The organism is Oceanobacillus sp. FSL K6-3682, assembly GCF_037976165.1.
GTDB lineage: Bacteria > Bacillota > Bacilli > Bacillales > Amphibacillaceae > Oceanobacillus > Oceanobacillus sojae.
The window spans coordinates 1,914,141-1,938,965 of the sequence record NZ_CP150263.1; the positions used below are offsets into that span (position 1 = coordinate 1,914,141).

General features: G+C 35.4%; 25 protein-coding genes. 18 read left to right on the plus strand and 7 right to left on the minus strand.

Annotation, left to right across the window (positions count from 1 at the left end; translation table 11 throughout):
- The first annotated feature begins 31 nt into the window (after positions 1-31).
- The 4 genes from MHH51_RS09650 to MHH51_RS09665 all read left to right on the plus strand — a co-directional run bounded on the left by MHH51_RS09650 (position 32) and on the right by MHH51_RS09665 (position 4,008).
- On the plus strand, positions 32-862 hold the full coding sequence (locus MHH51_RS09650; RefSeq protein WP_156985493.1) for an alpha/beta hydrolase-fold protein: 831 nt from the start codon (positions 32-34) through the stop codon (positions 860-862).
- A 211-nt stretch (positions 863-1,073) separates the two neighbouring features.
- Positions 1,074-2,243: an ATP-grasp domain-containing protein gene (locus MHH51_RS09655; protein WP_339285819.1), complete on the plus strand. Its 1,170-nt coding sequence runs from the start codon at positions 1,074-1,076 to the stop codon at positions 2,241-2,243.
- A gap of 24 nt (positions 2,244-2,267) precedes the next feature.
- Positions 2,268-3,008: an alpha/beta hydrolase-fold protein gene (locus MHH51_RS09660; RefSeq protein ID WP_147208370.1), complete on the plus strand. Its 741-nt coding sequence runs from the start codon at positions 2,268-2,270 to the stop codon at positions 3,006-3,008.
- 151 nt (positions 3,009-3,159) lie between these two features.
- Complete coding sequence (locus MHH51_RS09665; RefSeq protein WP_339285820.1) at positions 3,160-4,008, plus strand: metallophosphoesterase; 849 nt, start codon at positions 3,160-3,162, stop codon at positions 4,006-4,008.
- 137 nt (positions 4,009-4,145) lie between these two features.
- Here the strand turns inward: MHH51_RS09665 and MHH51_RS09670 are convergent, their stop codons facing one another.
- The 6 genes from MHH51_RS09670 to MHH51_RS09695 form a co-directional block, all read right to left on the minus strand.
- Positions 4,146-4,880 (minus strand): GntR family transcriptional regulator, encoded by a 735-nt coding sequence (locus MHH51_RS09670; protein ID WP_339285822.1) that lies wholly within the window; start codon positions 4,878-4,880, stop codon positions 4,146-4,148.
- A 63-nt stretch (positions 4,881-4,943) separates the two neighbouring features.
- Positions 4,944-5,765 (minus strand): PfkB family carbohydrate kinase, encoded by an 822-nt coding sequence (locus MHH51_RS09675; protein WP_147208364.1) that lies wholly within the window; start codon positions 5,763-5,765, stop codon positions 4,944-4,946.
- 6 nt (positions 5,766-5,771) lie between these two features.
- On the minus strand, positions 5,772-6,659 hold the full coding sequence (locus MHH51_RS09680) for a carbohydrate ABC transporter permease (protein WP_147208362.1): 888 nt from the start codon (positions 6,657-6,659) through the stop codon (positions 5,772-5,774).
- A 2-nt stretch (positions 6,660-6,661) separates the two neighbouring features.
- A complete protein-coding gene (locus MHH51_RS09685; RefSeq protein ID WP_147208360.1) occupies positions 6,662-7,543 on the minus strand; it encodes a sugar ABC transporter permease in 882 nt (293 codons plus the stop codon).
- Positions 7,544-7,628: 85 nt separating this feature from the next.
- The gene (locus MHH51_RS09690; protein WP_147208358.1) at positions 7,629-8,897 is read right to left on the minus strand and encodes an ABC transporter substrate-binding protein; all 1,269 of its coding nucleotides are present in this window, start codon (positions 8,895-8,897) and stop codon (positions 7,629-7,631) included.
- 95 nt (positions 8,898-8,992) lie between these two features.
- Entirely contained in the window at positions 8,993-9,967 is a 975-nt protein-coding gene (locus tag MHH51_RS09695; RefSeq protein ID WP_339285825.1) for an SIS domain-containing protein, read from the minus strand.
- A gap of 338 nt (positions 9,968-10,305) precedes the next feature.
- Here MHH51_RS09695 and MHH51_RS09700 point away from each other — a divergent pair, with 338 nt between their 5' ends.
- The 13 genes from MHH51_RS09700 (at position 10,306) to MHH51_RS09760 (ending at position 23,119) form a co-directional block, all read left to right on the plus strand.
- Positions 10,306-10,995, plus strand: a complete 690-nt coding sequence (locus tag MHH51_RS09700) for a GntR family transcriptional regulator (protein ID WP_339285827.1) — start codon at positions 10,306-10,308, stop codon at positions 10,993-10,995.
- A gap of 28 nt (positions 10,996-11,023) precedes the next feature.
- Entirely contained in the window at positions 11,024-12,034 is a 1,011-nt protein-coding gene (locus MHH51_RS09705; RefSeq protein ID WP_339285829.1) for an alcohol dehydrogenase catalytic domain-containing protein, read from the plus strand.
- 13 nt (positions 12,035-12,047) lie between these two features.
- Positions 12,048-12,803 (plus strand): SDR family oxidoreductase, encoded by a 756-nt coding sequence (locus MHH51_RS09710; protein WP_147208351.1) that lies wholly within the window; start codon positions 12,048-12,050, stop codon positions 12,801-12,803.
- 25 nt (positions 12,804-12,828) lie between these two features.
- Positions 12,829-14,082: an enolase C-terminal domain-like protein gene (locus tag MHH51_RS09715; RefSeq protein ID WP_339285831.1), complete on the plus strand. Its 1,254-nt coding sequence runs from the start codon at positions 12,829-12,831 to the stop codon at positions 14,080-14,082.
- A 17-nt stretch (positions 14,083-14,099) separates the two neighbouring features.
- The gene (locus tag MHH51_RS09720; protein ID WP_147208347.1) at positions 14,100-15,086 is read left to right on the plus strand and encodes a C4-dicarboxylate TRAP transporter substrate-binding protein; all 987 of its coding nucleotides are present in this window, start codon (positions 14,100-14,102) and stop codon (positions 15,084-15,086) included.
- Positions 15,083-15,565 carry a TRAP transporter small permease gene (locus tag MHH51_RS09725; protein WP_339285833.1) on the plus strand — a complete coding sequence of 161 codons (483 nt, stop codon included), beginning with the start codon at positions 15,083-15,085 and terminating at the stop codon, positions 15,563-15,565. The genes MHH51_RS09720 and MHH51_RS09725 overlap by 4 nt, the downstream gene beginning before the upstream one ends.
- Positions 15,566-15,591: 26 nt before the next feature.
- Positions 15,592-16,875 carry a TRAP transporter large permease gene (locus tag MHH51_RS09730; protein WP_147208343.1) on the plus strand — a complete coding sequence of 428 codons (1,284 nt, stop codon included), beginning with the start codon at positions 15,592-15,594 and terminating at the stop codon, positions 16,873-16,875.
- A gap of 312 nt (positions 16,876-17,187) precedes the next feature.
- The gene (locus MHH51_RS09735) at positions 17,188-18,177 is read left to right on the plus strand and encodes a C4-dicarboxylate TRAP transporter substrate-binding protein (protein ID WP_339285835.1); all 990 of its coding nucleotides are present in this window, start codon (positions 17,188-17,190) and stop codon (positions 18,175-18,177) included.
- A 31-nt stretch (positions 18,178-18,208) separates the two neighbouring features.
- Positions 18,209-19,159 (plus strand): D-2-hydroxyacid dehydrogenase, encoded by a 951-nt coding sequence (locus tag MHH51_RS09740; RefSeq protein WP_147208339.1) that lies wholly within the window; start codon positions 18,209-18,211, stop codon positions 19,157-19,159.
- A 215-nt stretch (positions 19,160-19,374) separates the two neighbouring features.
- Positions 19,375-19,848 (plus strand): thioesterase family protein, encoded by a 474-nt coding sequence (locus MHH51_RS09745; RefSeq protein WP_339285838.1) that lies wholly within the window; start codon positions 19,375-19,377, stop codon positions 19,846-19,848.
- Positions 19,849-19,885: 37 nt separating this feature from the next.
- Positions 19,886-21,019, plus strand: coding sequence for an N-methyl-L-tryptophan oxidase (gene solA / locus MHH51_RS09750; RefSeq protein WP_339285840.1), 1,134 nt, complete (start codon positions 19,886-19,888; stop codon positions 21,017-21,019).
- A gap of 146 nt (positions 21,020-21,165) precedes the next feature.
- The gene (locus MHH51_RS09755; protein WP_339285842.1) at positions 21,166-21,912 is read left to right on the plus strand and encodes a sulfite exporter TauE/SafE family protein; all 747 of its coding nucleotides are present in this window, start codon (positions 21,166-21,168) and stop codon (positions 21,910-21,912) included.
- Between the two features lie 259 nt (positions 21,913-22,171).
- Complete coding sequence (locus MHH51_RS09760) at positions 22,172-23,119, plus strand: bile acid:sodium symporter family protein (RefSeq protein WP_156985489.1); 948 nt, start codon at positions 22,172-22,174, stop codon at positions 23,117-23,119.
- 46 nt (positions 23,120-23,165) lie between these two features.
- Here the strand turns inward: MHH51_RS09760 and MHH51_RS09765 are convergent, their stop codons facing one another.
- Entirely contained in the window at positions 23,166-23,507 is a 342-nt protein-coding gene (locus tag MHH51_RS09765; protein ID WP_186813524.1) for a hypothetical protein, read from the minus strand.
- 301 nt (positions 23,508-23,808) lie between these two features.
- Here MHH51_RS09765 and MHH51_RS09770 point away from each other — a divergent pair, with 301 nt between their 5' ends.
- Positions 23,809-24,615 carry a transporter substrate-binding domain-containing protein gene (locus tag MHH51_RS09770; protein WP_156985488.1) on the plus strand — a complete coding sequence of 269 codons (807 nt, stop codon included), beginning with the start codon at positions 23,809-23,811 and terminating at the stop codon, positions 24,613-24,615.
- Positions 24,616-24,825: the final 210 nt, after the last annotated feature.

Consider the following 24,825-nt stretch of genomic DNA (forward strand, 5'->3'; position numbering starts at 1 on the left):
CAAAGAATCTTGATGGAATGAGGAATTTGAAATGAGACACTCCTATTTTTATTTGAAATTGGAAACACACGAGCTGGCTATGAATTATAAAAATGACAAGCGCCGGATACGCGTGCTATTGCCAAAGAATTATGGTAAAGAAAAGAATAGGCACTATCCCGTTGTTTATATGCATGATGGACAAAATGTTTTTTACAGCAGTGAAGCCTATAGCGGTTATTCATGGAAGGTTATCCCTGCAATAAAACGAAATCCTGATTTGCCAAAGATGATTATTGTCGGCATAGACAACGGTGAGCAGGATCGCATAAATGAATATACACCCTGGAAAATTACAGAAAGTCCTCTCCCTGAGGATATTGAATTAGGGGGAAGAGGTGCTGAATTTGCTGAGTTTATCATGACAGTTGTGAAGCCTTTTATTGATCAACATTACCGGACTAAGTCTGATAAATATCATACAGCGATGATTGGCAGTTCTCTAGGTGGAAATATTTCTGCTTTTATGGGGATTGAATATAAAGACCAAATTGGCTGTCTTGGTATTTTTTCACTGGCAAATTGGATTACAAGCACAGCTTTTGATCACTATATTGATAGAGAGCCTTTGGACCATGAACAACGTGTGTATATTCAAGTTGGCACGCAAGAGGGTGATGATGCTGACCGGCAGTTAATGTATGGGAATATGAAGCAGGCGTATATTGATTGTTCACTGAAATATTATAAGCAGCTGGTTAAAGGCAATATTCCCATTGATAATATTCATTTAAATATTTTTGCGGATGAAGAGCATAATGAAGAAGCCTGGTCAAGGCATTTGCCGGAATGTTTCCGATTCCTCAGTGAGAAATGGTCTTAAGAAATATGTGTATAAAATATTGATAAAAAACATCTGCCATCCAATATTTAGCTGGTCTTGGACGGCAGATAATATACAAATGTAATGTATAACTACATTTATTCATCTATTTTGACAATTTTCGAAAAATTAGATTGATTTTAAATTGAAAAAATGGTATTTTAACAATTAAACTACTGATTATTGCGGGAATCAGGAAAGGAGTTTTATGATGAATTATATTTTGATATCACCATATTATCCCAATAATTTTCAGCCCTTTGCCCACCGTTTAAACGATGCAGGTGTCAACGTGTTAGGAATTGGTGAAGAGCCGTATGATCAATTAGGCTCTGAATTACAAAAATCACTGACAGAGTATTATCGTGTCAATGATTTGGAAGATGTTGACGAAGTGAAACGCGCTGTTGCATTTTTATTTTATAAACATGGTCCCATTGACCGGATTGAATCGAATAATGAACACTGGTTAGAGCTTGATGCCAAGCTTCGTGAGCAATTTAATGTATTTGGAAATAAATCAAAAGACCTAAAAAAAGTAAAATTTAAATCAGAAATGAAGAAACTGTTCAAAAAAGCTGGTGTACCAGTGGTAGAGGGGCGCGTTGTCAAAAACAAAAAGGATTTAGCGAAAGCCGTTGAAAAATTGGGTCTGCCAGTTATTGCGAAACCGGATAATGGAGTTGGTTCTGCCGCTACATTTAAACTGAGTTCGAAAGATGATGTACATCGTTTTGAAGAAGAATGGAAGGAAGCAACAGCTTATTTTCTGGAGCCTTATGTTGAAGGTGGAAAGCTTTGCACATTTGATGGGTTAACTGATCAAAAAGGAAATATTGTTTTTCAGACAAGCTTTACATATAATGTACCAACGCTGGAGCTTGTCCAAGGTCAGCTGGATTTATTTTATGTGATTCAAAAAGAAATTGATCCGAAGCTTGAAGAATATGGACGGGCAATTGTAAAAACCTTTGGAATGAAGGAACGTTTTTTCCATATTGAGTTTTTTCAATTGGAAAATGGAGATTATGTAGCACTTGAATATAATAATCGTCTGGCTGGAGGTTATACAATTGATATGTATAACTATGCCTACTCCATCGATTTATTTGCGCAGTATGCTTCATTGGTAACTGGAGGAGAGTTTAAGGAACCGGATGTTCCAAACCAATATTGTATTGGAGTTACACAGCGTGATGCCTATCAATACCAAAATGATACAAAAACAATCCGTGATAAATTTGGGGACAGGGTAAAGTTTGCCGAGCGTATACCAGAAGCATTCGCTCATCTTCAAGGAAATCAATTTTATGCCATCAATGCGGATACAGAGACAGAAGTGGATGAAATCACCCGCTTTGTGCATGAACGAAAAAAATAAAGAACATAGACAGGGGATTTGACTATGCATATGGAACAGTTAAGTCATTGGAGCGGAGAGTTAGGGCGTGAGATGCCGTTAAACAGATATGGACACAGTGGTATGCCGATTATTGTTTTTCCATCATCTGGCGGAACGCATTTTGAATATTATGATTTCGGGATGATTGATGCATGCCAGGAATTTATTGAAGCAGGTAAAGTGCAATTTTTTGCACTAGCCAGTGTAGACAGTGAAAGCTGGCTGCATGATTCAAAGTCTCCGCATGATCGTGCACTTGCACATGAGGCATATGAGCGTTATGTGATTTCAGAAGCAGTTCCATTTATTAAACATAAAACAAACTGGTTTGATCCAATGATGACAACAGGATGCAGTATGGGTGCTTATCATGCGCTGAACTTTTTCCTGAGACATCCGGATGTATTTCAAACAATGGTTGCGCTTAGCGGTGTATATGATGCACGTTTCTTTTTTGGAGATTATGGAAATGATCCGCTCGTATATGAAAATTCACCAAGTGATTATATCTGGAATCAAAATGATGGCTGGTTTATCGACCGTTACCGCTCTGCCAATATTATAATGTGTACAGGATTAGGTGACTGGGAGCAGGATGGTCTGCCTTCTTACCGTTCGTTAAAAGAAGCTTTTGAAGAAAAGCAAATTCCAGCCTGGTTTGATGAGTGGGGCGAAGATGTTTCTCATGATTGGATCTGGTGGAGAAAGCAAATGCCATATTATTTAAAAAAATTATTTTCCTAAAAATATTAAAACATCAGTATAATAAAGATACTGGTGTTTTTTATTGGAGAAAGCTAACATTATAAACTTTCTCTTTCTATATACATAGATAATTTGATGTATAATTGTGGGAGTAATCTAAAAGATAGATGGATAAAGAGGTTAAGAGTTGATGAAGAAAAAAACAAAAATCAAAAGCGGTTTAAGAAAGTGGATTATTTTTATTGTTCTGCTGCTGGCAATGCTGTTAGTAACTATTAAAATATATTTTGATACTGCTACATTTAAGATAAATAAAGAGCAGTTTCAAAGTGACAAGCTGGAGGAAGGCACAGAGCTGAAGATACTGCAAATAACAGATGTACATAGCCATGTATTTGGGGCAGAGAACAGTGCAGTACTTGAAAAAGTGAAGGAACTTGATGCTGATATCATTGTTTTAACAGGTGATTTAATTGACCGGAAAACAGAAAATCTGGAGATAGCTTATCAGCTTGCAGAAGAATTAGTGCGGATAAACCCGGATACGTATTTTGTCACTGGTAATCACGAGCATGAAAATCTTGAAAAAGAAGCATTTTTAGCTGGATTAAAGGACAGAGGGATTATCACTCTAAGTAATGAAAATACGCAATTTGAAAAAAACGGCCAGCTATTTAATATAGTTGGTGTGAGTGATGTATCCACAGAGCATGAAGATATGACCTTGGCCTTTGCTGATTTAGATACAGATAAATATACTATCTTACTTTCCCACGCTCCAATCGTTGTTCAAAAATATCCTGATGTTGATGCTGATATCGTACTAAGCGGTCATACACATGGAGGGCAGGTAAGATTGCCATTTATAGGAGCGCTTGTTGCTCCGGATGAGGGACTATTGCCGGAATTGCAGAAGGGGATATATCCATTAGGCGATGAGCGTTATTTATATATTGACAGCGGATTGGGAACTTCTGCGTTACCGATAAGATTTCTTAATCAGAGTCAGATCAGTTTGATTACTATCCAATCAGATTGATAAAAATAGTGATATAAAATAAGCAATGGTTTTACTGAAAATTTTAACTAACCATTGCTTATTTTACTGATCAAACTTTACCATATTGATAGCTCCTGCCTTATAAACAAAATAATTTGGCATTTCTAAGCTGTAGACTAAGGTAAGTTATTTTCAATTCTTAATTTGACAGTATCTGAGATAAGGTAGTACTCGGAGTAATGCACAGGTTGATGATGTTCGTTATAAATAATTTTTTCTACTAATATAAGTGGCGTTAATCTACTGATGTTAAGATGTTTTTGCAATTCTTCCGTAGCCGGAACAATTTCCAGTTCTTTCTTAACTGTTTTAAATGCAATTCTATAATCATCGTGAATAATTTTAAAAGTTGAGCTTTCTTTTTTTATTTTATCTTCTATATTTGGATAAATAGCAGTCGGAAGATAAGCATAATCCATACTTAAAATTTGGTCGTTACGATATACTTTGCGGATAAGCTCAATAAACTCAGTATATTTATTCTCAAATATACTGTTTACTTTTTTATTGTTACTTATTTTTTTCATAGAAACAATCTCTTTTGATATCTTATCATTATCTGACGTCAGACCTTCAGAGAACCCTTGCAAATGCAGCAGATGTATTTCTTTACGCTTCTTGTTTACAAAGGTTCCTCTCCCATGAATAATCTTCAATACACCTTCATCTACAAGCTCTTTGATTGCTCGTCTAATAGAAATGCGACTGGCTTTAAATAACTTGCCTAATTCTTTTTCAGTAGGGATACGATCTCCGGGCTGGAGTTGATTTTCATTAATATATTCCTTAATTCCTGTCATAATTTCTTCGTACAAATAGTTTTGCCCGCCGTTCAAATTATCTTCCTTCATAAAATTAGCTCCTATAATGTAAGTATTCTCTTACATTATACATCAAACTAGGGTATTCGTTAACTAATCAATCAAAGGTTGAGGATAACCAAAGCCACCATAGACTTGACACGTATTTTCAGCTGATTTCGTACCTTGTTCGATTGCTGATAAGATATTTTTATTCTCTATATATGACGTTAAAAAACCCGCTATAAAACTATCTCCTGCTCCCATTGTATCAATCACATTAATTTTATTCAGCTTTTGATAGAACCGACCCTGCTTGGAAATAACGATAGCTGGATTGCCGCCTCTGGTAATAACAATCACTTCAAACTGAAATGCTTGTATAGAAGAAATGAAAGTTTCCAAATTATCTTCTGACAACTCTGCAGCTGAAAAGAATGCATAGGAAATATATGGAGCAATAGATTCAATATAATCTAACGCTTTATTATCAGAGAAGTCATAAGCAATTTTAATCACTTCAGCTAATTTTGGAAGCTCGCTTTCCATTGATGAATAACAGCTCACATGGCATAAATCAAATTGCCGAATATAATCCAATTCCTCTAGGGTGAGCTGAATTTTAAAACGATGCTGTACTGTGTTTTTTGGACCGCCTACAAAAATACGATCTCCATCAGGAGACAGATTTACTTTTGGTTGCCCTGTAATACCAGCAGCAATCCGGGAATAATGATAATCAATTCCTTCTTGCTTTAACGCAAATTGCAGATGCTTGGCAGGAGCATCATTTGCAAAAATACCGATATAGGCAACTTCTTCAGCCCTATTGCGTTTGGCATTTACGGCTACATTGACACAATTTCCGCCCGGGAAGTACTCTTTTCGGTCTAAATAACAGTCCACTACATTATCTCCAATAGTAATTAATTTCATTTTTCACTATCCTTTCACAGAACCTTCTGCAAGCCCTCTTACTAAGTATTTTTGTAAAAAAATTAATAGAATAATCATTGGTATGGAAGCAATAACCATACCTGACAACAGCACACCCCAGTCGGTTCTTAATGCGTCACGAAAAACCATTAAGCCGGATGGAATTGTTTTTAAATCACTGGAGTTGATAAATACTGTAGCAAATAAAAACTCATTCCAGGCAAAGAATGCATTTAAAATAACTGTTGTAACAACTACAGGAATGGATAAAGGCAGATAAATTCTCCGATAGATACCAAATTCACTGCATCCATCCAATAAAGCTGACTCAGAAAGTTCTTTTGGAACAGTTAAGAAAAACGCCCGAATAAGAATGATAGTTAAAGGTAATCGATATGCGACATAAGTTAAAATTAATGCCCAGCGTGTATCGATTAAATTAAAAAATGTTAATATCTCAAACAATGGAATTAACGCTACTTGCGGATTCATCATTAGTCCACCGATGATAAACAACAGTGCTATGTCAATCCAGCGATTGTGGTAACGGGATAAAGTAAATGCTGCCATCGAACCGATTGTGACGGTAATTAGGATAGCAAAACCTGTTACATAAAGACTATTTATAAAGTAATTTTGTATACCTTGCTCCCAGGCTAATGTGTAGTTTGAAAAATTCCAGGTGCCTGGCAGATTCCATACATCAGAGTAAATTTCTTCATAGCTCTTAAATGAAGAAATCAACATCCAAAACAGCGGGTAAAGAATGATTAATGCAAAAATCCCGAGGCCAATTAATGTACTGTATTTAAATATTCTTGTTTGGATTTTTGCAGATTTAGGCTCTTTCTGACGGGAATTGGAATATTGCTTTGAATTTATATTCTCTTTCATTATCAATCTTCCTTTCCGGTCTTAGACACTTTAATTTGAATTAATGCAAAAATGGCAGATAAAAGAAAGGTAAGTGTTGCGATTGTTGACGCGTACCCCATATTGTCTCTGGAGAATCCTGTTTGATACATATGCACTGCGAGTGTCATGGAGCTGTTTCCAGGACCGCCATTTGTTAAAATAAATGGTTCATTGAAAACTAGTATGGATCCAGTAACGGTAATTAATAAATTTACAAACATCGTTTCTTTTACCTGGGGAAGTGTAACACTGAAAAATTTTCGAATCCGTCCGGCACCGTCTATATCAGCAGCTTCATATAATTCGTTAGGAATCTTTTGGATAGCTACAATAAAAAGCATGGTGATCAGACCGATGCTTTGCCATTGAGACATCGCAATAACACTATAAATAGCTGAAGTCGAGTCTCCAAGCCACGGACGCGCCCATGTATCCAAACCCACCAGCTCAAGAAAACTATTTAATAATCCCATTTGCGGATTATAAATAAAACTGAATAGCAGAGCAATTACGGAAATAGATATCATTACCGGAATAAAATAGATTACTCTTAGCGTAGGAGCGACTTTCCGAAATAGTTTATCTTCTAAAATACTTGCTAAAATTAATGCAAAGAAAATTTGGAAAATCACTGATATAATCGCATACTTAAAGTTATTCATGATAGAAACCATAACTATGTCATCTTGAAAGAGCTTTTTTATTTGTGCTAGCCCAACGAATTCCTTCGAATTGGAAAATACATTAAAATCAAAAAAGCTGTTATAAAAATTTTGTACTAATGGTATATAAATGAAAACAGCTAAAAAGAAAACAGAAGGTAGTAAAAATAAAATAGGTGTTAAAGGAAATTTTTTCTTCATAAATTAAACCTACTTTCCTTTTCAAAATAAGTGGAAAGCCCCGACATTCAGATGTCAGGGCAAGCTATTTAATTGTTGTTTCCTTTTAATTTGCAACTTGACTTTGAACTTCTTCTATTATTTGCTCTGGTGTTGTTTGACCAATCGCTAAATCTTGTCCTCCGCGCATAAAGATATCAGCGGTGGTAATATCGACAGCATTATCAAACCAAGGGGCTGTTTCGGAGGAATCTAAAACAATTTGGTATGCCTCGTAGCTCGTTGGGTTTGCATTTTCTTCCGTTACCCCGCCTTCAATCGCATTTAACTGTCCGTCTACTTCTGTAAATTCAGCAGCTGTTTCTTCAGAAGTTAAGAATTTTAAAAATTCCTCAGCTTCTTTTGGAGCATTTTCGCTTAACATCCAGCCTTCTGGAGCACCAGTTAAGGAATCAGCACTGCCATTTCCATCGGTTACTTCTGGAAAATTAAAGAACCCAAAATCCACATCTCCTGCATCTTCTACCATTAAAATTTCTGCAAATTGCATGTAAAGGACAGGTACTTCACCGGCGGAAAACATATTACGTGCAGCTTCATGATCGATCGCTGTGGAAACTTCGCCCATATAGGTAGTCAGTTCTTGAAAGATTTCCAATCCTTTAATATAACTTTCATCTGTAAATGCCGCAGTTTCTGGATTATAGTCTTGTGCTAAGATTTCCGGTTCTACTACACGGTGAAAAATAGTTCCCATATAATGTGAGATTGCCCAAGCATCTGTTAAACCTTCCACAAGCGGTGTCTCATAGCCTGCTGCTTGCAGTTCATCAAGAACTTCAATGAATTCATCATAGGTTTCAGGCGCATCGACGCCTACTTCTTCAAAAATTTCCTTATTGTAGAAAAAGGCTTTTCCATCAATGGTAAATGGTATACCATACGTTGTGTCATCAAAGGTGAACCCTTCGTATTGCGATTCAATAATTTTACCGCTCCAATCCGAGTCACTTTCAATCAGGTCAGTTAATGGTTTGATTCTGCCCGAACTAACAAGGTTTTCAGCAAAAGTATCAGACCAGGAAGAAAAGATGTCTGGCAGGTCATCGTTTGAAACAAGAACACGTACTTTCTCTTTGTAGGAATCGTTCAGAACTGAATCAACGTTAATTTTTACGTTTGGATTGGCTTCTTCAAATTCTTTAATTTTTTGATCATAGAAAGATTTTCTTGGTTCATTTGGCCAACGATGAAAGAAGTCAATAACTACTTCATCCCCACTTGATTCCGCCTCATTGGAAGAGTTAGAACCACAAGCAGCCAGGATGCCAGTGAGTAGCAATACGACTATTAGACAACCAATTCTTTTTTTCATTCTCTCGCCCCATTTTTATACTAGATTTTTAATAGATAGTGTTTAGAGAAAAGATAAAAATAATATATTTTTATCTTTTCTCAAACATTTTATTCTTAATAATCCATTTTCCACATATAACGTCTCACAGATAGAGGGTGACCGGTGTGTTCAGCTAATCCGTCTGCATAAAGGCGTAGAACAGAGCCTGATAAAGCGCTTCCAAAATACTCTTTTAAGTCCGGATCAATACCATCGTAATCTAACTCACGAATATCAACAACTTCTACTTTATCACTGAACTTCTCAGCAAAATCTAATGCCCTTAAATCAAGTGGAGTACTTGGCCCTTCACCAACAACCAGCAAGAAAGGAACATCATAGTCTGTTACTTCAAATGGACCATGGAAGAATTCTCCAGCATGTATTGCATTTGAATTAATCCAAAGCATTTCCATTAGTAGACAACTAGTGAATGAATATGCCTGATGATAGTAAACCCCGCTCGCCATTGTATAAATTAATTTCTCACGTTTATTCTTTCTTCCAAATTGATCAGCAGCTTTTTTGAATTTTTCCTGATTTTTTTCAATTAAAGAGCCAAGGTTTTCAAGCTGCTTTTCTGCCCGCTTATATTTTTCATTATCTGTAATTAATTTAAGTATTCTGAAAAGTAAAGTGTAAAAAATACCAAGTTCGCCATCAATCGCATCTGAGCCATCTTTATAATTGTAATGAAGGATGTACTCTGCATTCTGGCAAAGTGGGGATTCTACTTCCATAGAAATCGCAATGGTTAATGCACCTTTTTTACGGGCGAATGATGAAGCTTCAACAGTTTCGGGAGTTTCCCCGGAATGTGAACGTAAGATAACTAAGCTATTTTCACCCAATGCTCTTGGTGAACGATGAATAAATTCGTTTGATGTATAGACAAATGCCGGTACAGCAGTATCTTTGGAAATAAAGTATTCACCAGTTGATAATGATGCCATCGATCCGCCACATGCTACAAAGAATATATTGTCGATTTGTCGTTCTTCAATTGCTTTAATTGCTTTTTGAATCTGTTCCACATGTTCTTTTTTCATAAATAAAATTCCTCCTCTTTTTTTGCACACCTATAATGTAACCGTTTACCAAAAACCGTAAATTACACCTCCTTAATTTTATGATGTAATATAACATCATGTTATTTGTATATTACATCATATGACGTTATATGTAAATAGATAAATTTAAATTTTCTTAAAAATTATTTTATTAATCTTGCTTAAAGTTCATAAAGCTTTTGAACTTCAAGCCCTCTGAAATATAAAAAAGAAGTATCTCTGCAAGTTTTATATAATATAAATTAAGCATTTACAATTGTGAAAATTCATGCTACCATCTGTATATGTTGTATACAAGATGTGTAAGGAGGGATAATATGAGTTTTCCAATTCATCGATTACCTTCTTCTTCTAAAGGAGAGGAGGTTGCAAATTTCATTCGATTTGAAATTATTTCAGGAAAGTTTCAAACGGGAGATAAAATCTCAGAGAATTTTATTGCTTCTACTTATAATACAAGCAGATCTCCAGCGCGGGAAGCTTTGCGTATTTTGCAATATGAGGGCCTCGTTAGTTTAGAGCGGATGGGTGCGGTAGTTCATGGGATGACAAGAAAAGACCTGCAGGAAATCAATGATTTACGTTTGTTATTAGAGGGATTTTGTATGAAAAAATGCGCAAAAGAAGGAGATGAATCTCTATTTGCGCTCCTTAATTTTTTACTAGAACAAATGAAGATCTCAGCAAAAAAAAATGATTTAGTTGAATATTCGCTTCACGATATTGCTTTTCATGAAGCAATTATTGAAGCCAGCAAACATAAACGTTTTATGAATGTGTGGAAGGGCATTAAGAATATTGTTGTTACAACATTATTAATTGCCACAGAAAAAAGGATGGAAATGGCAGAAGAAGAAGCGGAATTTTTGGTAAAAAAATATGAAGACGTTAAACATGAAGATATTGTAGAAACGATGCAAAAAAAAGATATGGAGGGGATTGATCGAACTCTTCGTATTCATTTTGAGGATACCAGAAAAACAGTACTGGACATTCTATTTAAGTAGAAATGCTTGGAAGAGGTGGATTGAAATAATGAAAGCAATTACTTATGCAGGTAAAGAGCAACTATTATTAGAAGAATTAAGTGTTCCTCAAATTACTACTGATGAGGCATTAGTTAAAGTGAAGTATGGTGGTATCTGTGGAACAGACATGATGATTTATGCTGGAGTTCATCCGCGGGCAAAGACTTCATTAGTTATGGGACATGAATTTTCAGGTGAGATTACAAAAATTAGCAGCGGCTCATCATTTAAAATAGGGGATAAAGTTGCTATTAATCCAATCCGATACTGTAATGAATGTGAACCATGCAGATTAGGAAATTATCATATTTGTGAGAACTTAAAATATATTGGTATCGATTTACAAGGTGGTTTTGCAGAATATGCAAAAATTCCAATAGAGAATTTACATATCCTCTCCGATAAAGTAAAAGAGGATGAAGCAGCTTTAATAGAACCTTTAGCTGTTGCTATACACACAGTAAGAAGATCCCAATTTAAAGTTGGAGATAATGTTACCATTTTAGGCGCTGGACCAATCGGAATTCTAATTGGCATTATTGCTAAAATATCTGGCGCGACTGAAGTAATCATTTCTGATGTCAGTAAGTATCGTCTAGAGGTAGCTGAAACATATGGGCTTATCACTGTCAATTCAATGGAAATGGATTTAATTGAAAAGGTAAAAATGACAACAAAGGGAGTAGGATCAGATGTTGTTTTTGAAGTTGCGGGAAACCAAATAACTGCAAATCAAATGATCTCAGCCATTAAGACACAGGGTGAAATTATGGTTGTAAGTGTCTATAAAAAAGCACCGATTATTGATTTAGCAAAAATGCATTTTAGAGAACTTTCTCTATCCACTACGAGATGCTTTTCCCCTAAAGATTTTGAAGCTGCAATTAAATTTATGGAGGAAGGAAGAATTGATATTTCCAGGCTGATTAGTCACCGCTTACCAATCGAATCATTTAAAGAAGGGTTCGAATTGGTGAAAGAGTCTAAAAATTCATTAAAATTGCTATTTGAGCTATAAGGAGGAATGAAAAATGGCTATCCAAATTAATTTAGAAAATAAAGTAGCGGTAGTTACTGGAGCAACAAGGGGAATTGGAAAAGCGATAGCAATTGGATTAGCAGAAGCTGGAGCTGATATTGCACTGATTCAACGCTCAACAGACATAACTGTACAAGAAGAAATTAAGGGATTAGGAAGAAATTGTGAAATAATAGAATGCGATTTAAGTGATTTAAAGAGAGTCAGAGAAGTAATTCCAGAAGTCAAGAAAAAAATGGAATCTGTTGATATATTAATAAATTGTGCAGGTATTCAACGAAGATACCCGGCAGTAGATTTTCCTGAGCACGAGTGGGATGCTGTGATTGATGTGAATTTAAAATCTGTATGGATTCTTTGTCAAGAAGCAGGCAAAATAATGACCACTCAGCAACGCGGAAAGATTATAAATGTAGCTTCTTTAGTTTCCTTTCAGGGAGGTATTCTTGTTCCTGCGTATACTGCAGCAAAAGGAGCAGTTGGTCAACTGACAAAAGAATTAGCTAATGAATGGTCTTCCTTGGGAGTGAATGTTAATGCCCTTGTACCAGGCTATTTTGCTACTGAAATGAATACAGCACTTATAAATGATCCAGAACGCAGCAAACAAATTCTAGATAGAATACCTGCCGGGAGATGGGGGGACCCAAATGATATGAAAGGGGCAGCCGTATTTTTAGCATCATCTTTAGCTGATTATATTCATGGACATTTATTAGCAGTGGACGGTGGATGGTTAGCGAGATAGAAAAATTAATTAGGGAGAATGAATAATGAAGAAACTTGAGATTAAAGATGTAAAGGTATTTATTACTGCACCAAATAATATTAATTTAGTTGTTGTAAAAATAATCACAAATAAAGAGGGATTATATGGTTTAGGCTGCGCCACATTTTCACAACGGGCCTTTACTGTAAAAAGTGCCTTAGAAGATTATTTAAAACCATTTTTAATAGGGAAAAATCCTGAAAATATTGAAGATATCTGGCAGTCAACCAATGTAAGCGGTTACTGGAGGAATGGTCCAGTAGTTAATAATGCTATATCTGGAATTGATATGGCTTTATGGGATATTAAAGGGAAGATAGCTGATTTACCAGTTTACTCTTTGGTTGGGGGAAAGTCGAGAGATGGGATTGCTTTATATCCTCATGTTGATGGAGGAACTGTAGAAGAAGTCGAAGCTAATGTTAGAGAAGCACTGAAAGAAGGTTATCAGCATGTACGCTGTCAGATGGGGATGTACGGCGGTGCTGGCACAAATGATACAGGATTAATATCTAAGAAAATGAAAAAAGCAGAACATTTTAAGTTGAAAAAGTCTCCTGAAAACAGAAGAAGTGGAGAGTATTTCGATCCTGAATTTTATGCGAAAAATGTAGAAGAATTATTTAAACATCTACGTAATAGTTTAGGGAATAATTTTGAAATCATTCATGACATTCATGAAAGAATACCACCTATTGAAGCAATACGTTTGGCTAAAAAATTAGAAAAATATGATTTGTTTTATCTTGAAGATCCTTTTTCGCCGGAAAATGCAGATTGGCTGAAGGTTTTACGAGAACAGGTTTCTACCCCTATCGCTATGGGTGAATTATTTACACACCCGAATGATTGGAAGGAGTTAATTATTAATAAACGCATTGATTTTATTCGAGCTCATGTAAGTGCAATTGGCGGATTGACTCCAGCAAGAAAACTGGCTAGTTTTGGAGAAATGTTTGGAGTACGTACGGCATGGCATGGGCCTGGCGATCTTTCACCGGTAGGGGTAATGGCTAACTTCCATTTGGATTATGCAGTTAATAATTTTGGTATTCAGGAATGGACACCGACCAATGAAGCTCTTGATAATGTATTCCCGAATGATTTGGAAATAAAGAAAGGATATGCATATTTAAATGATCAACCAGGTCTCGGAGTAGACTTTAATGAAGAAATAGCTAAAGAATATCCGCCGATTAATTCATTACCTGAATGGACATTGGCGAGAACGCCTGATGGAACTTCTGTTAAACCGTAAATTAGAGGAGTGGAACGATGACAAAGAATTTATTAATGATCAGCATGTTAAGTATGATACTTTTACTAATTGCTTGCGGTTCTGATAATGATGCAGATGCTGGCGATTATACTTTGAGATTAGGAATAACTCAAAATGATCAGAATGCAGAATTTAAAGGAGTGGAAACATTCAAAGAGGGAGTTGAAAAGAGAACTGAAGGAGAGGTTACTGTTGAATTGTATCATAGTGATCAGTTAGCAAATGTACCGGATTTAGTTGAACAGGCCTCCATGGGGAATAGTGTGGGTACGATTTCAGATGCTGCAATGCTTGGAGATCTAAAAAAAGAATTTTATATCTTACAGTCACCGTATATGTTTGATAGTTATGATCAAATAGGTAAAGTTACAGAATCTGAATTATATCAAGGATGGGTAGAAGACTTTGCCGACCAGGGAATTCGTATCCTTTCTTTTAATTATTATTTGGGAGAAAGAAATTTAGCTACTACAAGTGAGGTTACATCTGCTGCTGATCTAAGAAGTAATGTTATCCGGACCAGTGGAGCACAAATTGTTGATGAGACTATTTCTTCAATGGGAGCCTCTCCAAGTGGAATGCCATGGACAGAAGCTTATCCTGGATTAGAACAAGGGGTTATTAATGGGGTAGAAGCTCATAACCTGGCGATTTATGAATCTAGTATGTATGAAGTAATCAATCATATTGCAAAAACGAATCATTATCAACTCGTATCAGCACTGATTGTAAGTGAAGATTGGTATGATAATTTACCTGAAGAATATCAGGAAATTGTTATAGAAGAAGCTGAAAAATCCGGAGAAGCAGCTGCTGAATTAGCCTTAGAGCAATCAAGAGAGTATGAAGAGCTCATGGGCGAATATGGAGTTGAGTTTCATGAAGTAGACAGAGAAGAATTTAGAGAGTTAACAGAACAAGTATATGAAAAGCTTGATATGACTGAGATTAGGGAGGAAGTGCTAGAGGTGTTGAACCAATGATTGTAGAAAAGATAAGAGTTGGTTGGATTAAAATAGAAGAGAGCTTAACAACATGGTTATTATTACTGCTAGTTGGTTTGGTATTTATGGAAGTTGTTGTTCGTGCATTTGGCAGTCCAACAACCTGGTCAGTGGGATTAGCTCAGTTAGTCTTTATTTGGGTTATATTTTTGGGAGCTAATCAAGCTCTTAGAAACCATGCTCATGTAGGTGTTGATGCAATTAATTACTTTTTAAAGCCTAAATTGAGATTAATCACAGAAATGATAATGAATGTTTTGATGATACTGTTTTTACTTTTTCTTATTTACTATGGCAGTGATATGGTTATATCATCAACAGGTCGCCTTATCACAGGAACATCAATACCTTATTGGACAGTAACTTTAGCCATTCCTATAGGTAGTGTTCTGATGTTGTTGACTACATTGGGACAAATTTGGGGGAAATGGAGAAGGATGCAGGGCAAAGTTGAATAAAGGTAAAGAGCGAAGGAGATAAAGATATGACTATCATGTTAATTATATTTTTTGTTTTACTTTTTTTGAATATGCCAGTTGCATTTGCAATCGGAATTTCAGGTGTTGCTTATTTCTTTTTAGCAGATATCCCTAATTCGCTGGCTATTCAACAGTTTGCTACGGGTACACAGTCATTCCCATTACTGGCAGTTCCATTCTTTGTATTAGCCGGTCATATTTTAAATGCTTCTGGAATAACAAGCAGATTAATAAAATTTGCAAATGATTTAACCGGTCATATGATTGGTGGACTAGCACAAGCTTCTGTTTTGTTGAGTGCAATGATGGGTGGAATATCCGGATCTGCTACTGCGGATGCAGCAATGCAAAGTAGAATCATGACTAATGATATGTTGAGAAGAGGTTATTCAAAAGGCTTTTCAACAGGATTAATTTCTGTGAGTTCAATTATAACGGCTACATTTCCTCCAAGTATTGGTTTAATCCTATATGGATTTATTGGAGGAGTTTCGATTAATAAACTTTTTATTGCGGGTATTATACCTGGAATAATTTTGACACTGGTATTAATGATAAGTGTATATTTTGTTGCCAAAAAGAATAATTATGATCAGGATAATGAATTTAATCCGCCCACATTAAAAGAAGTTGTAATTAGTTTTAAGGATTGTATATGGGCAATTTTATTTCCGATATTATTAATTATCGGGATTCGATTCGGTTTATTTTCTGCTTCAGAAGGTGGAGCAGTGGCGGTTGTTTATGCAATGACTGTAGGATTTTTATTTCATAAGGAACTGACTTGGAAAAAACTAAAAATATGTTTAAAAGATGCAGTAACAGATAACAGTATGATTATGTTAATTATAGCATCTGCTTCCATTTTTAGTTATGTTATAGCTTTTGAAAATTTCCCAAGGACAATGTCTCAATTCGTTACTGGTATTACTGAGAATCCACAGTTGTTATTTTTATTAATTTTATTATTTGTATTTATCGCTGGTCTGTTTATGGAGGCTACTGCAAATAATTTAATGTTAACTCCTATATTTCTTCCAATTGCAGAAATGGCAGGAATTGATCCCGTTCATTTCGGTGTAATCTTGGTTGTTCTTATCACATTTGGAGGTATGACACCACCTCTGGGAGTCACTATGTTTGCTGTATTATCAATAACTAAAACTGGAGTAGTTGAGTACACAAAAGGTGCTTTACCTTTTATATTAACAGTTTTGACAGTTATCATTTTATTAGCGATGTTCCCAAGTGTAGTATTATTTTTACCGAATTTGTTATTGGGTCCATAGATAATAAATATAAATATTTTAGTAGGCTTAAGTTGTATACAACGTATGTATATAAAGAAAGAATTTAAAAATTAAGTATCCCATGCAGCGATCATAAATTATTCGCTGCATGGAGGTATAGTAACAAAAAGAAGCTGAAGATAATTGTATTGAATATTTAAGTAGTATTAGATTTTTGTTTATCTAAAATAAAATCCATATATAGGAATGGCTTTAACAAATCTAGTAAAGTTATATGGATACTGTTGAAATGATAAAAAAAATACAAATTCTATAAACACGTAATGAATTAAATAATAGGGGTGTTTTAAAATGAAAAAATTGTATTGTTTTTTGTTGTTAACTGTTAGTCTAAGTATTTTAGCTGCTTGTGGTTCGAAATCAACGGAGGGTAGTAATGCAGAGTATACGTTACGTCTGGGAGTCACGCAAAATGAACAGAATGCTGAGTACCAGGCAATATTTCAATTTAAAGAAGCTGTGGAAGAAAGGACAGAAGGAGCAATTAAAGTAGAAACCTATCATAGTGATCAATTAGCGAATATTCCGGATTTAATTGAACAAGCTTCTATAGGAGCTGATGTGGGAACAGTTTCGGATGCAGCTCAATTAAGTGATTTGAAAAAAGAATTTTCTATTATACAGTCTCCTTTTATGTTCGAAGATACTAGTGATATTGAACGTTTTGTGGAGTCTGACTTATATCAGGAATGGGTAGAAGAATTTACTGAGCAGGGAATTAGAATTCTTTCATTTAATTTTCAATTAGGAGAAAGAAACTTAGCAACAACGCATCAAGTTACAAACGCTGCTGATTTTAAAGGCTCTGTAATAAGAACAAGTGGGGCAGAAATTGTAAACGCTACCATATCAGCTATGGGAGGATCACCTACTGGTATGCCGTGGACGGAAGCTTATCCTGGTTTAGAACAGGGAGTGATTGATGGAGTAGAGGCTCACAATACAGCTATCTATGAGTCAAGTATGTATGAAGTAATCAATCATATTGCAAAAACAAATCATTACCAGTTAGTTTCAGCACTAATTGTCAGTGAGAAGTGGTTCGATAGTTTACCGGAAGAGTATCAAGAGATTGTGTTGGAAGAAGCCAAAGCTGCGGGAGAGAGGGCTTCTGAAATGAGTTTGGAATCTTCTATAGAGTATGAAGAGTTAATGAAAGAAGCGGGTGTTGAGTTTCATGAGGTAGACCGTGAGGAGTTTAAAGAACTGGCCGACAGTGTATATGAAACAATGGGATTACAAGAAATAAGAGATGAGGTAAATGCAGTATTAGGAAAATAAGCTGAACCAAAAATTGACAGGAGGAATTCACTTGAAGATATTAGCAACGGCTGAATTACCGCAAGAAAACCGACTGAAGTTAAAAAACTTGTTCCCAGAGGATGAATTCATCTTTTGTAGCAATATGGAAGAGGCGGAAGCTTACCTTTCAAATGTTGAGATTTTAATAACCTATGGTAATGATTTAACAGAACCTCTAATTCAAAAAGCATCTAAATTAAAGTGGATAATGGTTATTGCCGCTGGTGTTGACCAGCTTCCATTTGAAGAGATAAATAAAAGGGGTATCCTGGTTACAAGTGCTAAAGGCATCCATAAAGCGCCAATGTCTGAATATGTATTCTTTGTATTAATGTTGGTTTATAGAAAAGGAAAAGTATTAATAGAAAATGAGAAAAATAAAATTTGGACAAGAGATATTCATATGGAAGAGATAACGAACAAAACAATGTTGATTGCTGGAACTGGAGTCTTAGGAAGAGAAATTGCAAAAATAGCAAAAGCTTTTCAAATGAAAACTATTGGAGTTTCAAGAAGCGGGAGACAAATAGAGTATTTTGATAAGAACATTGCTTTTAAAGAGATGAATAAGTATTTGAATGAAGCAGATTTTATAGTTTCTATACTTCCAAGTACTCCAGAGACTAAAGGATTCTTTCAGTATAAACATTTTGAATTAATGCCTGAACATGCAGTATTTGTAAATATAGGAAGAGGAGATGCAGTCAGCGGGGAAGATGTACTAAAAGCTGTGTGTGAAAAGGAAATATCCCATGCAGTATTAGATGTATTTGAACAAGAACCTCTTCCAAAGAATCATCCATTTTGGGAGGAAGAAAATATTACCGTAACTACTCATTTATCAGGGGTTTCTCCGCATTATTTCGACAGAGCATTAGAGATATTTTCTGAGAACTTTAAGAAATATAAAAGTAATAGTAAAGATATGATTAATATTGTTGATGTAATACAAGGTTACTAGTATTGCGGATATCCAATAAATTAAAATCTTTTTTTCAATACAACAAGCATTAACTAAGATAAATTCCTATTGTCAACGAATTATGATGATAGGAATTTTTTAGTTTTTATAAACCTTGCAAATTAATTTACCGAATACTTAATGCTATAATTTATATAGAGAATTATTATACATCAATTTAAATTGCTAGTTTTAAGAAACAGGAGGAAATAGAAATGACACAAGCATGGCATCAGCATAAAATGCGCGTACAATACAAGGACACCGATCAAATGGGAGTAGTTCATCACGGAAATTATATTACCTGGTTTGAGGTTGGGCGAACAGAGTGGATGAGACACTTTGAAATGTCCTATCACGCTCTTGAAGAAAAGGGCCTGCTTTTACCGGTATTGGATGCAAGTGCTGTTTATAAAAGTTCTGCAAGATTTGATGATTTGGTTGTATTGTTTACACGTATTGAGCAGTATTCACCAATTCGTCTTGCTTTTGAATATGAGGCCAGAAGAATTACGGAAGAGGATTGGAAAGCAAATGGGATGCGGAGCGCTACAGCAGATGACCCTTACGGTGAGTTGCTGACAACAGGAAAAACAACGCATATGTGGGTGAATGAAGCATGGAAGCCTGTAAAGCTTCGCAAGAATCATCCAGAGATTTACGAACAAATTAAAAGAATTGCTGAGTAGAAAAAAACGCAGAGATGAGTGAAGGGAGATGGTAAAGATGATATATGACGTTATTATTATTGGTGCCGGATCCATGGGGATGTCAGCCGGCTGTTATTTAACGGAATCCGGTCAGACGGTGGCACTGATTGATTCTTATGAACCTCCTCATAATGAAGGTTCGCATCATGGAGGAACAAGACTGATTCGGCATGCCTATGGAGAAGGCGGTAATTATGTTCCTTTGGCTTTATATTCACAAAAACTATGGGAAGAGTTGGAAGAAAAAACGGAAGAAAGGATATTTTCAAAGACAGGCATTCTTAACTTTGGCTCAAAAGGAAATGAATTTTTAGAAACAGTACGAAAATCAGCAGAGGAATATAATCTTTCTTTAGAAGTGATGACAGCAGAAGAAATTAATAGACGCTGGCCGGGGTTCCAATTAAAGGATGGAATGATTGGTTATTTTGAGAAAAATTCTGGTGTACTGTTCAGTGAAAATATTGTTCGGGCTTATCGGGTATTGGCAGAAAAAAATGGTGCAGATTTATATACAAACAGTTATGTACAAGGTGTCGAAATGACAGCTGATCAAGTTACAGTGAAATTAACAAATAGTGAAGTCAAAGGGAAGAAGCTGCTTATCTCCGCCGGTAAGGGTACTAATCAAGTAACGCGTATGCTCGGTATTAATTTGCCTCTTACTCCAGTTCGTAAGACGTTTTCCTGGTTCAAGGCAGAGGAATCAAATTATAAAGAAGGATTGTTTCCCGGCTGGGGATATATTGATGAGGAAAGTACATATTATGGTTTTCCAAGTATTGATGGAGCTGGTATAAAAATCGGCAGGCATGACGGGGGTCATCTCTTAAAGAATCATGAAGAACTGGAGCCATTTAGCACATTTCCAGAAGATGAACAAGAAACACTTTCTTTTGCACATAAGTATTTTTCTGAAGATATCGAGCTGAAGGAGGGAAGAGTGTGTACGTATACACTTACTCCAGATGAAGATTTTATTATTGATTATTTACCAGGATATGATAATGTTCTTGTTGCTTGCGGGTTCTCCGGTCATGGTTTTAAATTCAGCAGCGGTATTGGGGAAAGCTTAGCAAAAATGCTGATGGATAAAGAGCCTGCTGTAAGTTTAGAGAGCTTTCGTTTAAATCGATTTGATTATCAATAATAGCATAGTAGAAAAGGTATAGCCTCATAGATTGTGTGTATACCTTTTCTGTGTGTTTATATATGTTCATAGAATTAATCCCTTTTTATTATTTGTTAAATAGATAGGATTGAGACGGGAATAATAGAATTTAAAGGAGAAGAAAGATGCTAGAGCTCGAATTACTGGATTGGCTGATAATCGGTTTATGTGCTTTACTGATTGGTTTCTCAAAATCCGGGCTGCCAAACATGATTATTTTAGTAGTTACGTTAATTATGTTTGTTCTTCCGGCAAGAGAATCAGTCGGGTTTTTACTGCCGATGCTTTTGATTGGTGATTTATTTGCAGTTACATACTACAGAAGAAATGTTGTATGGAAATATTTAATAAGTCTCATTCCATGGGTGCTAATAGGAATTATCAGCGGCTTTTTCGTTTTGCAAAATATTGGAGATGGATGGTTGAAGCCGATGATTGGTGTGATTGTATTAGTGATGATTGCACTAAATTTAATTCGGCAAAAGCTTGGAGCCCGTTTTAACGAGATACTGCCAAATTCGTTTCTATTTATTGTTTTTATTGGGGTGCTTGGCGGTTTTACGACGATGGTTGGAAATGCTGCTGGTGCAATTATGACCATTTATTTGTTAGTAAAAGGGCTGCCGAAGAAAGAGCTGATTGGAACAGGATCCTGGTTCTTTTTAACAGTGAATTTAATTAAGTTTCCTTTTTATGTTCACTTGGAAATTATTACACTGAATACACTTTCTGTTAATATGATGCTGATACCAATTATATTAATTGGAGCGTTTACAGGAGCAAGAGTACTGAAATATATTCCACAGCGCGTATTTACTATTTTAATTTTGGTTCTCGCCACTCTTGGTGGGTTGAATCTTATTTTTAATTAAAAAAATTTTAACAGCTGTTTTCAAGCATTTTTAACATAAATAGACTGTTGGATAATATTATATAAATGTAAAAATATTTCAATTTAATATAGACATAATTATCAGAGTTTTGGTATGATATAGAACATCTCTTATTTTTAAAAGGATAGAAATTAAAAGCGAATTCTATTGATTTCGTCCTTCTGTAATATTAGATTGAATTGTTTTGATTTTTCTGACAACAGAGCTGTCAGAAAAATTACTTTAGGAGGATTTGGAAGTGAAGGTTTTAGAAAGAATCAGTAGTATTGCAGGAAATACATTTGCTGCTTGGGTAATTCTATTTGCGGTTGTCAGTTTCCTGTTTCCAGGCGGGTTTACCTGGATTGCACCACATGTAAGTATTTTATTAGGAATTATTATGTTTGGAATGGGGTTAACGCTTACGCCCAAAGATTTTAAGGAAGTATTAAAAGCTCCCAAAAGTGTATTTATCACTGTGCTTGCGCAATATATTATTATGCCGCTGTTGGCATATGGATTATCTATTGCTTTTCAATTGCCCCCGGAGGTCGCAGTAGGTGTGATTCTGGTAGGGTGTGCACCAGGCGGAACGGCATCTAATGTAATTACTTACTTAGCAAAAGGGAATACAGCTTTGTCTGTATCAGCAACAACCGTTTCTACGTTACTTGCGCCAGTTTTAACGCCTGCTTTAACACTTTTATTAGCGAATCAATGGATGCCGGTTTCTTTTAAGGAAATGTTTATTCAGATATTGCAGGTTGTACTTCTTCCAATTATTTTAGGTTTTGTCATCCGCTTATTATTCAGCAAACAGGTAGAAAAAAGTATTTCTGTACTTCCGCTTGTTTCCGTTATTGGTATTGTTGCAGTTGCCGCAGCAGTAGTATCCGTAAATAAGGATGCAGTTGCAACATCAGGGTTACTCATTTTTGGTGTTGTTGTGCTGCATAATATACTAGGCTTGTTACTTGGGTTTGTTACAGCAAGACTCTTTAAACTAAACTTTTCAGATCAAAAGGCGGTATCCATCGAGGTTGGTATGCAGAACTCTGGACTGGCCTCTACATTGGCTTTGACATTCTTTTCAGCTACACCAATTGCTGCCGTACCAAGTGTTATCTTCAGCATATGGCATAATATTTCAGGGCCAATCCTTGCAACGTACTGGTCAAAATATGACGAGAAAAAGAATAATACTTAACAAGAAAGTCTCTGGAGATAGAAAAAGCTATCTGCCAGAGACTTTTTTAATGTATTGATTGATTTAATTCATCTATTTCCTGGTTGGATAAACTTTTCCCATAAAGCGTTACATTCCCATCTGATATAGCTTTTACAGGGATTTGTCCATCTATTAATGCGCTGCCAGGAATAATAGAGGGGATTGGATCCGTTATTTGCTTACCCTCTATATCATAAAAAAGAAAACCTTCCTTTTCATCAATTATAAAAGAATTGACCTTGATATTTGGAGAGATAATCAATGTTAATTTATCTGTATCACTCCAGATTAATTTCACTAACATTTTCTTCTTACGTTTCTTTTCAACAAATACTTTCCATTCCAGAATAGAGATATTATCCTGCATATTGATACAACGCCCCCTGTAATCTTGATTTATCTGTAATTGAAATCCATAGAAACAGTTTAACAGATTTCATTTATTTTTACTTTAAAACCTAACTTTTGCCATAACTATGTGAAAAGGAAAGAATTTTTGAAGATTTCCGAGTTTAAAGACAGTAAGTGATGGGTAAAGACTTAAAATCACAGAATTCCCCTATATTTTCAGAAATATGGGTTAAAAGTGAATTTTTAATAAAAATGGAATTTTGTTATACTTAGAGTTATCCACAGAATTAAAATCAAATAACAGGGGGTAATTTTTGATGTTTAGCAAAAAGAAAAGTTGGATTTTTATGCTGGCACTTATTTCATTATTAGTTTTAGCTGCATGTGGCAGTAGTGATGATTCTGCAGGGGATGACGCAGATTCAGACAATGGTGATTATGATTTAAATGATTCGTACACTGTTGTAAGCGATAACTCTTTCGTACCATTTGAATTTATGGAGGATGGAGAGCTGGTAGGCTTTGATATTGAATTAATTACTGCAATCGCAGAAGAGGCTGGATTTGAAATTGATGGCGAGATTCAAACAACGAATTTTGATGGTATTATTCCAGGTTTGCAGACTGGCCAATTTGAAATTGCGGTTGCTGGAATAAGTATTACGGAAGAAAGAAAAGGTACAGTTGATTTTAGTGATCCTTATTATGAATCAGGGATTACTATAGCTGTACCAGAGGATAATGAGGATATTAATAGTTTGGAAGATTTAGAAGGTAAAACGATTGCAACCAGGTTAGGATCTACCAGTGCACAATTTTTGGAGGAAAATTTAGAGGAGAAGCAAATTGACCCTTATGAACAGCTGGATCAGGTATATATGTCTGTTGAAAATGGTAATGCCGATGCGGCAGTATATGACCTGCCTAATGTAGAGTACTATATTGCCACAACGGGTGATGGGCTAAAAGCAGTTGGTGAAACATATCAGGCAGAAGATTATGGGATTGCAATTGCAAAAGGGAATGAAGATTTAGTAGCTGCGATTAATGATGCTTTAGCTACATTACATGAAAATGGGACATATGATGAGATTTATGATAAGTGGTTTGGTTCTTCAGAGTAATATCAAAGATAACTATCTGGTTATTAAAAGAATGAAAGGTAGCTTTTCTATAGGAGTTAATTGCTTCTTCACACATAATAAAAAATTTAATTTAAAATTGTGATGTGATGACAGTTAAATAAAATTTTTTTAGAAATATTTTCTAACCGAAAATTATTGATACATTTGACTTTGCAGGATGGGATAAGGAGCTGGCAATCCATGCACGGC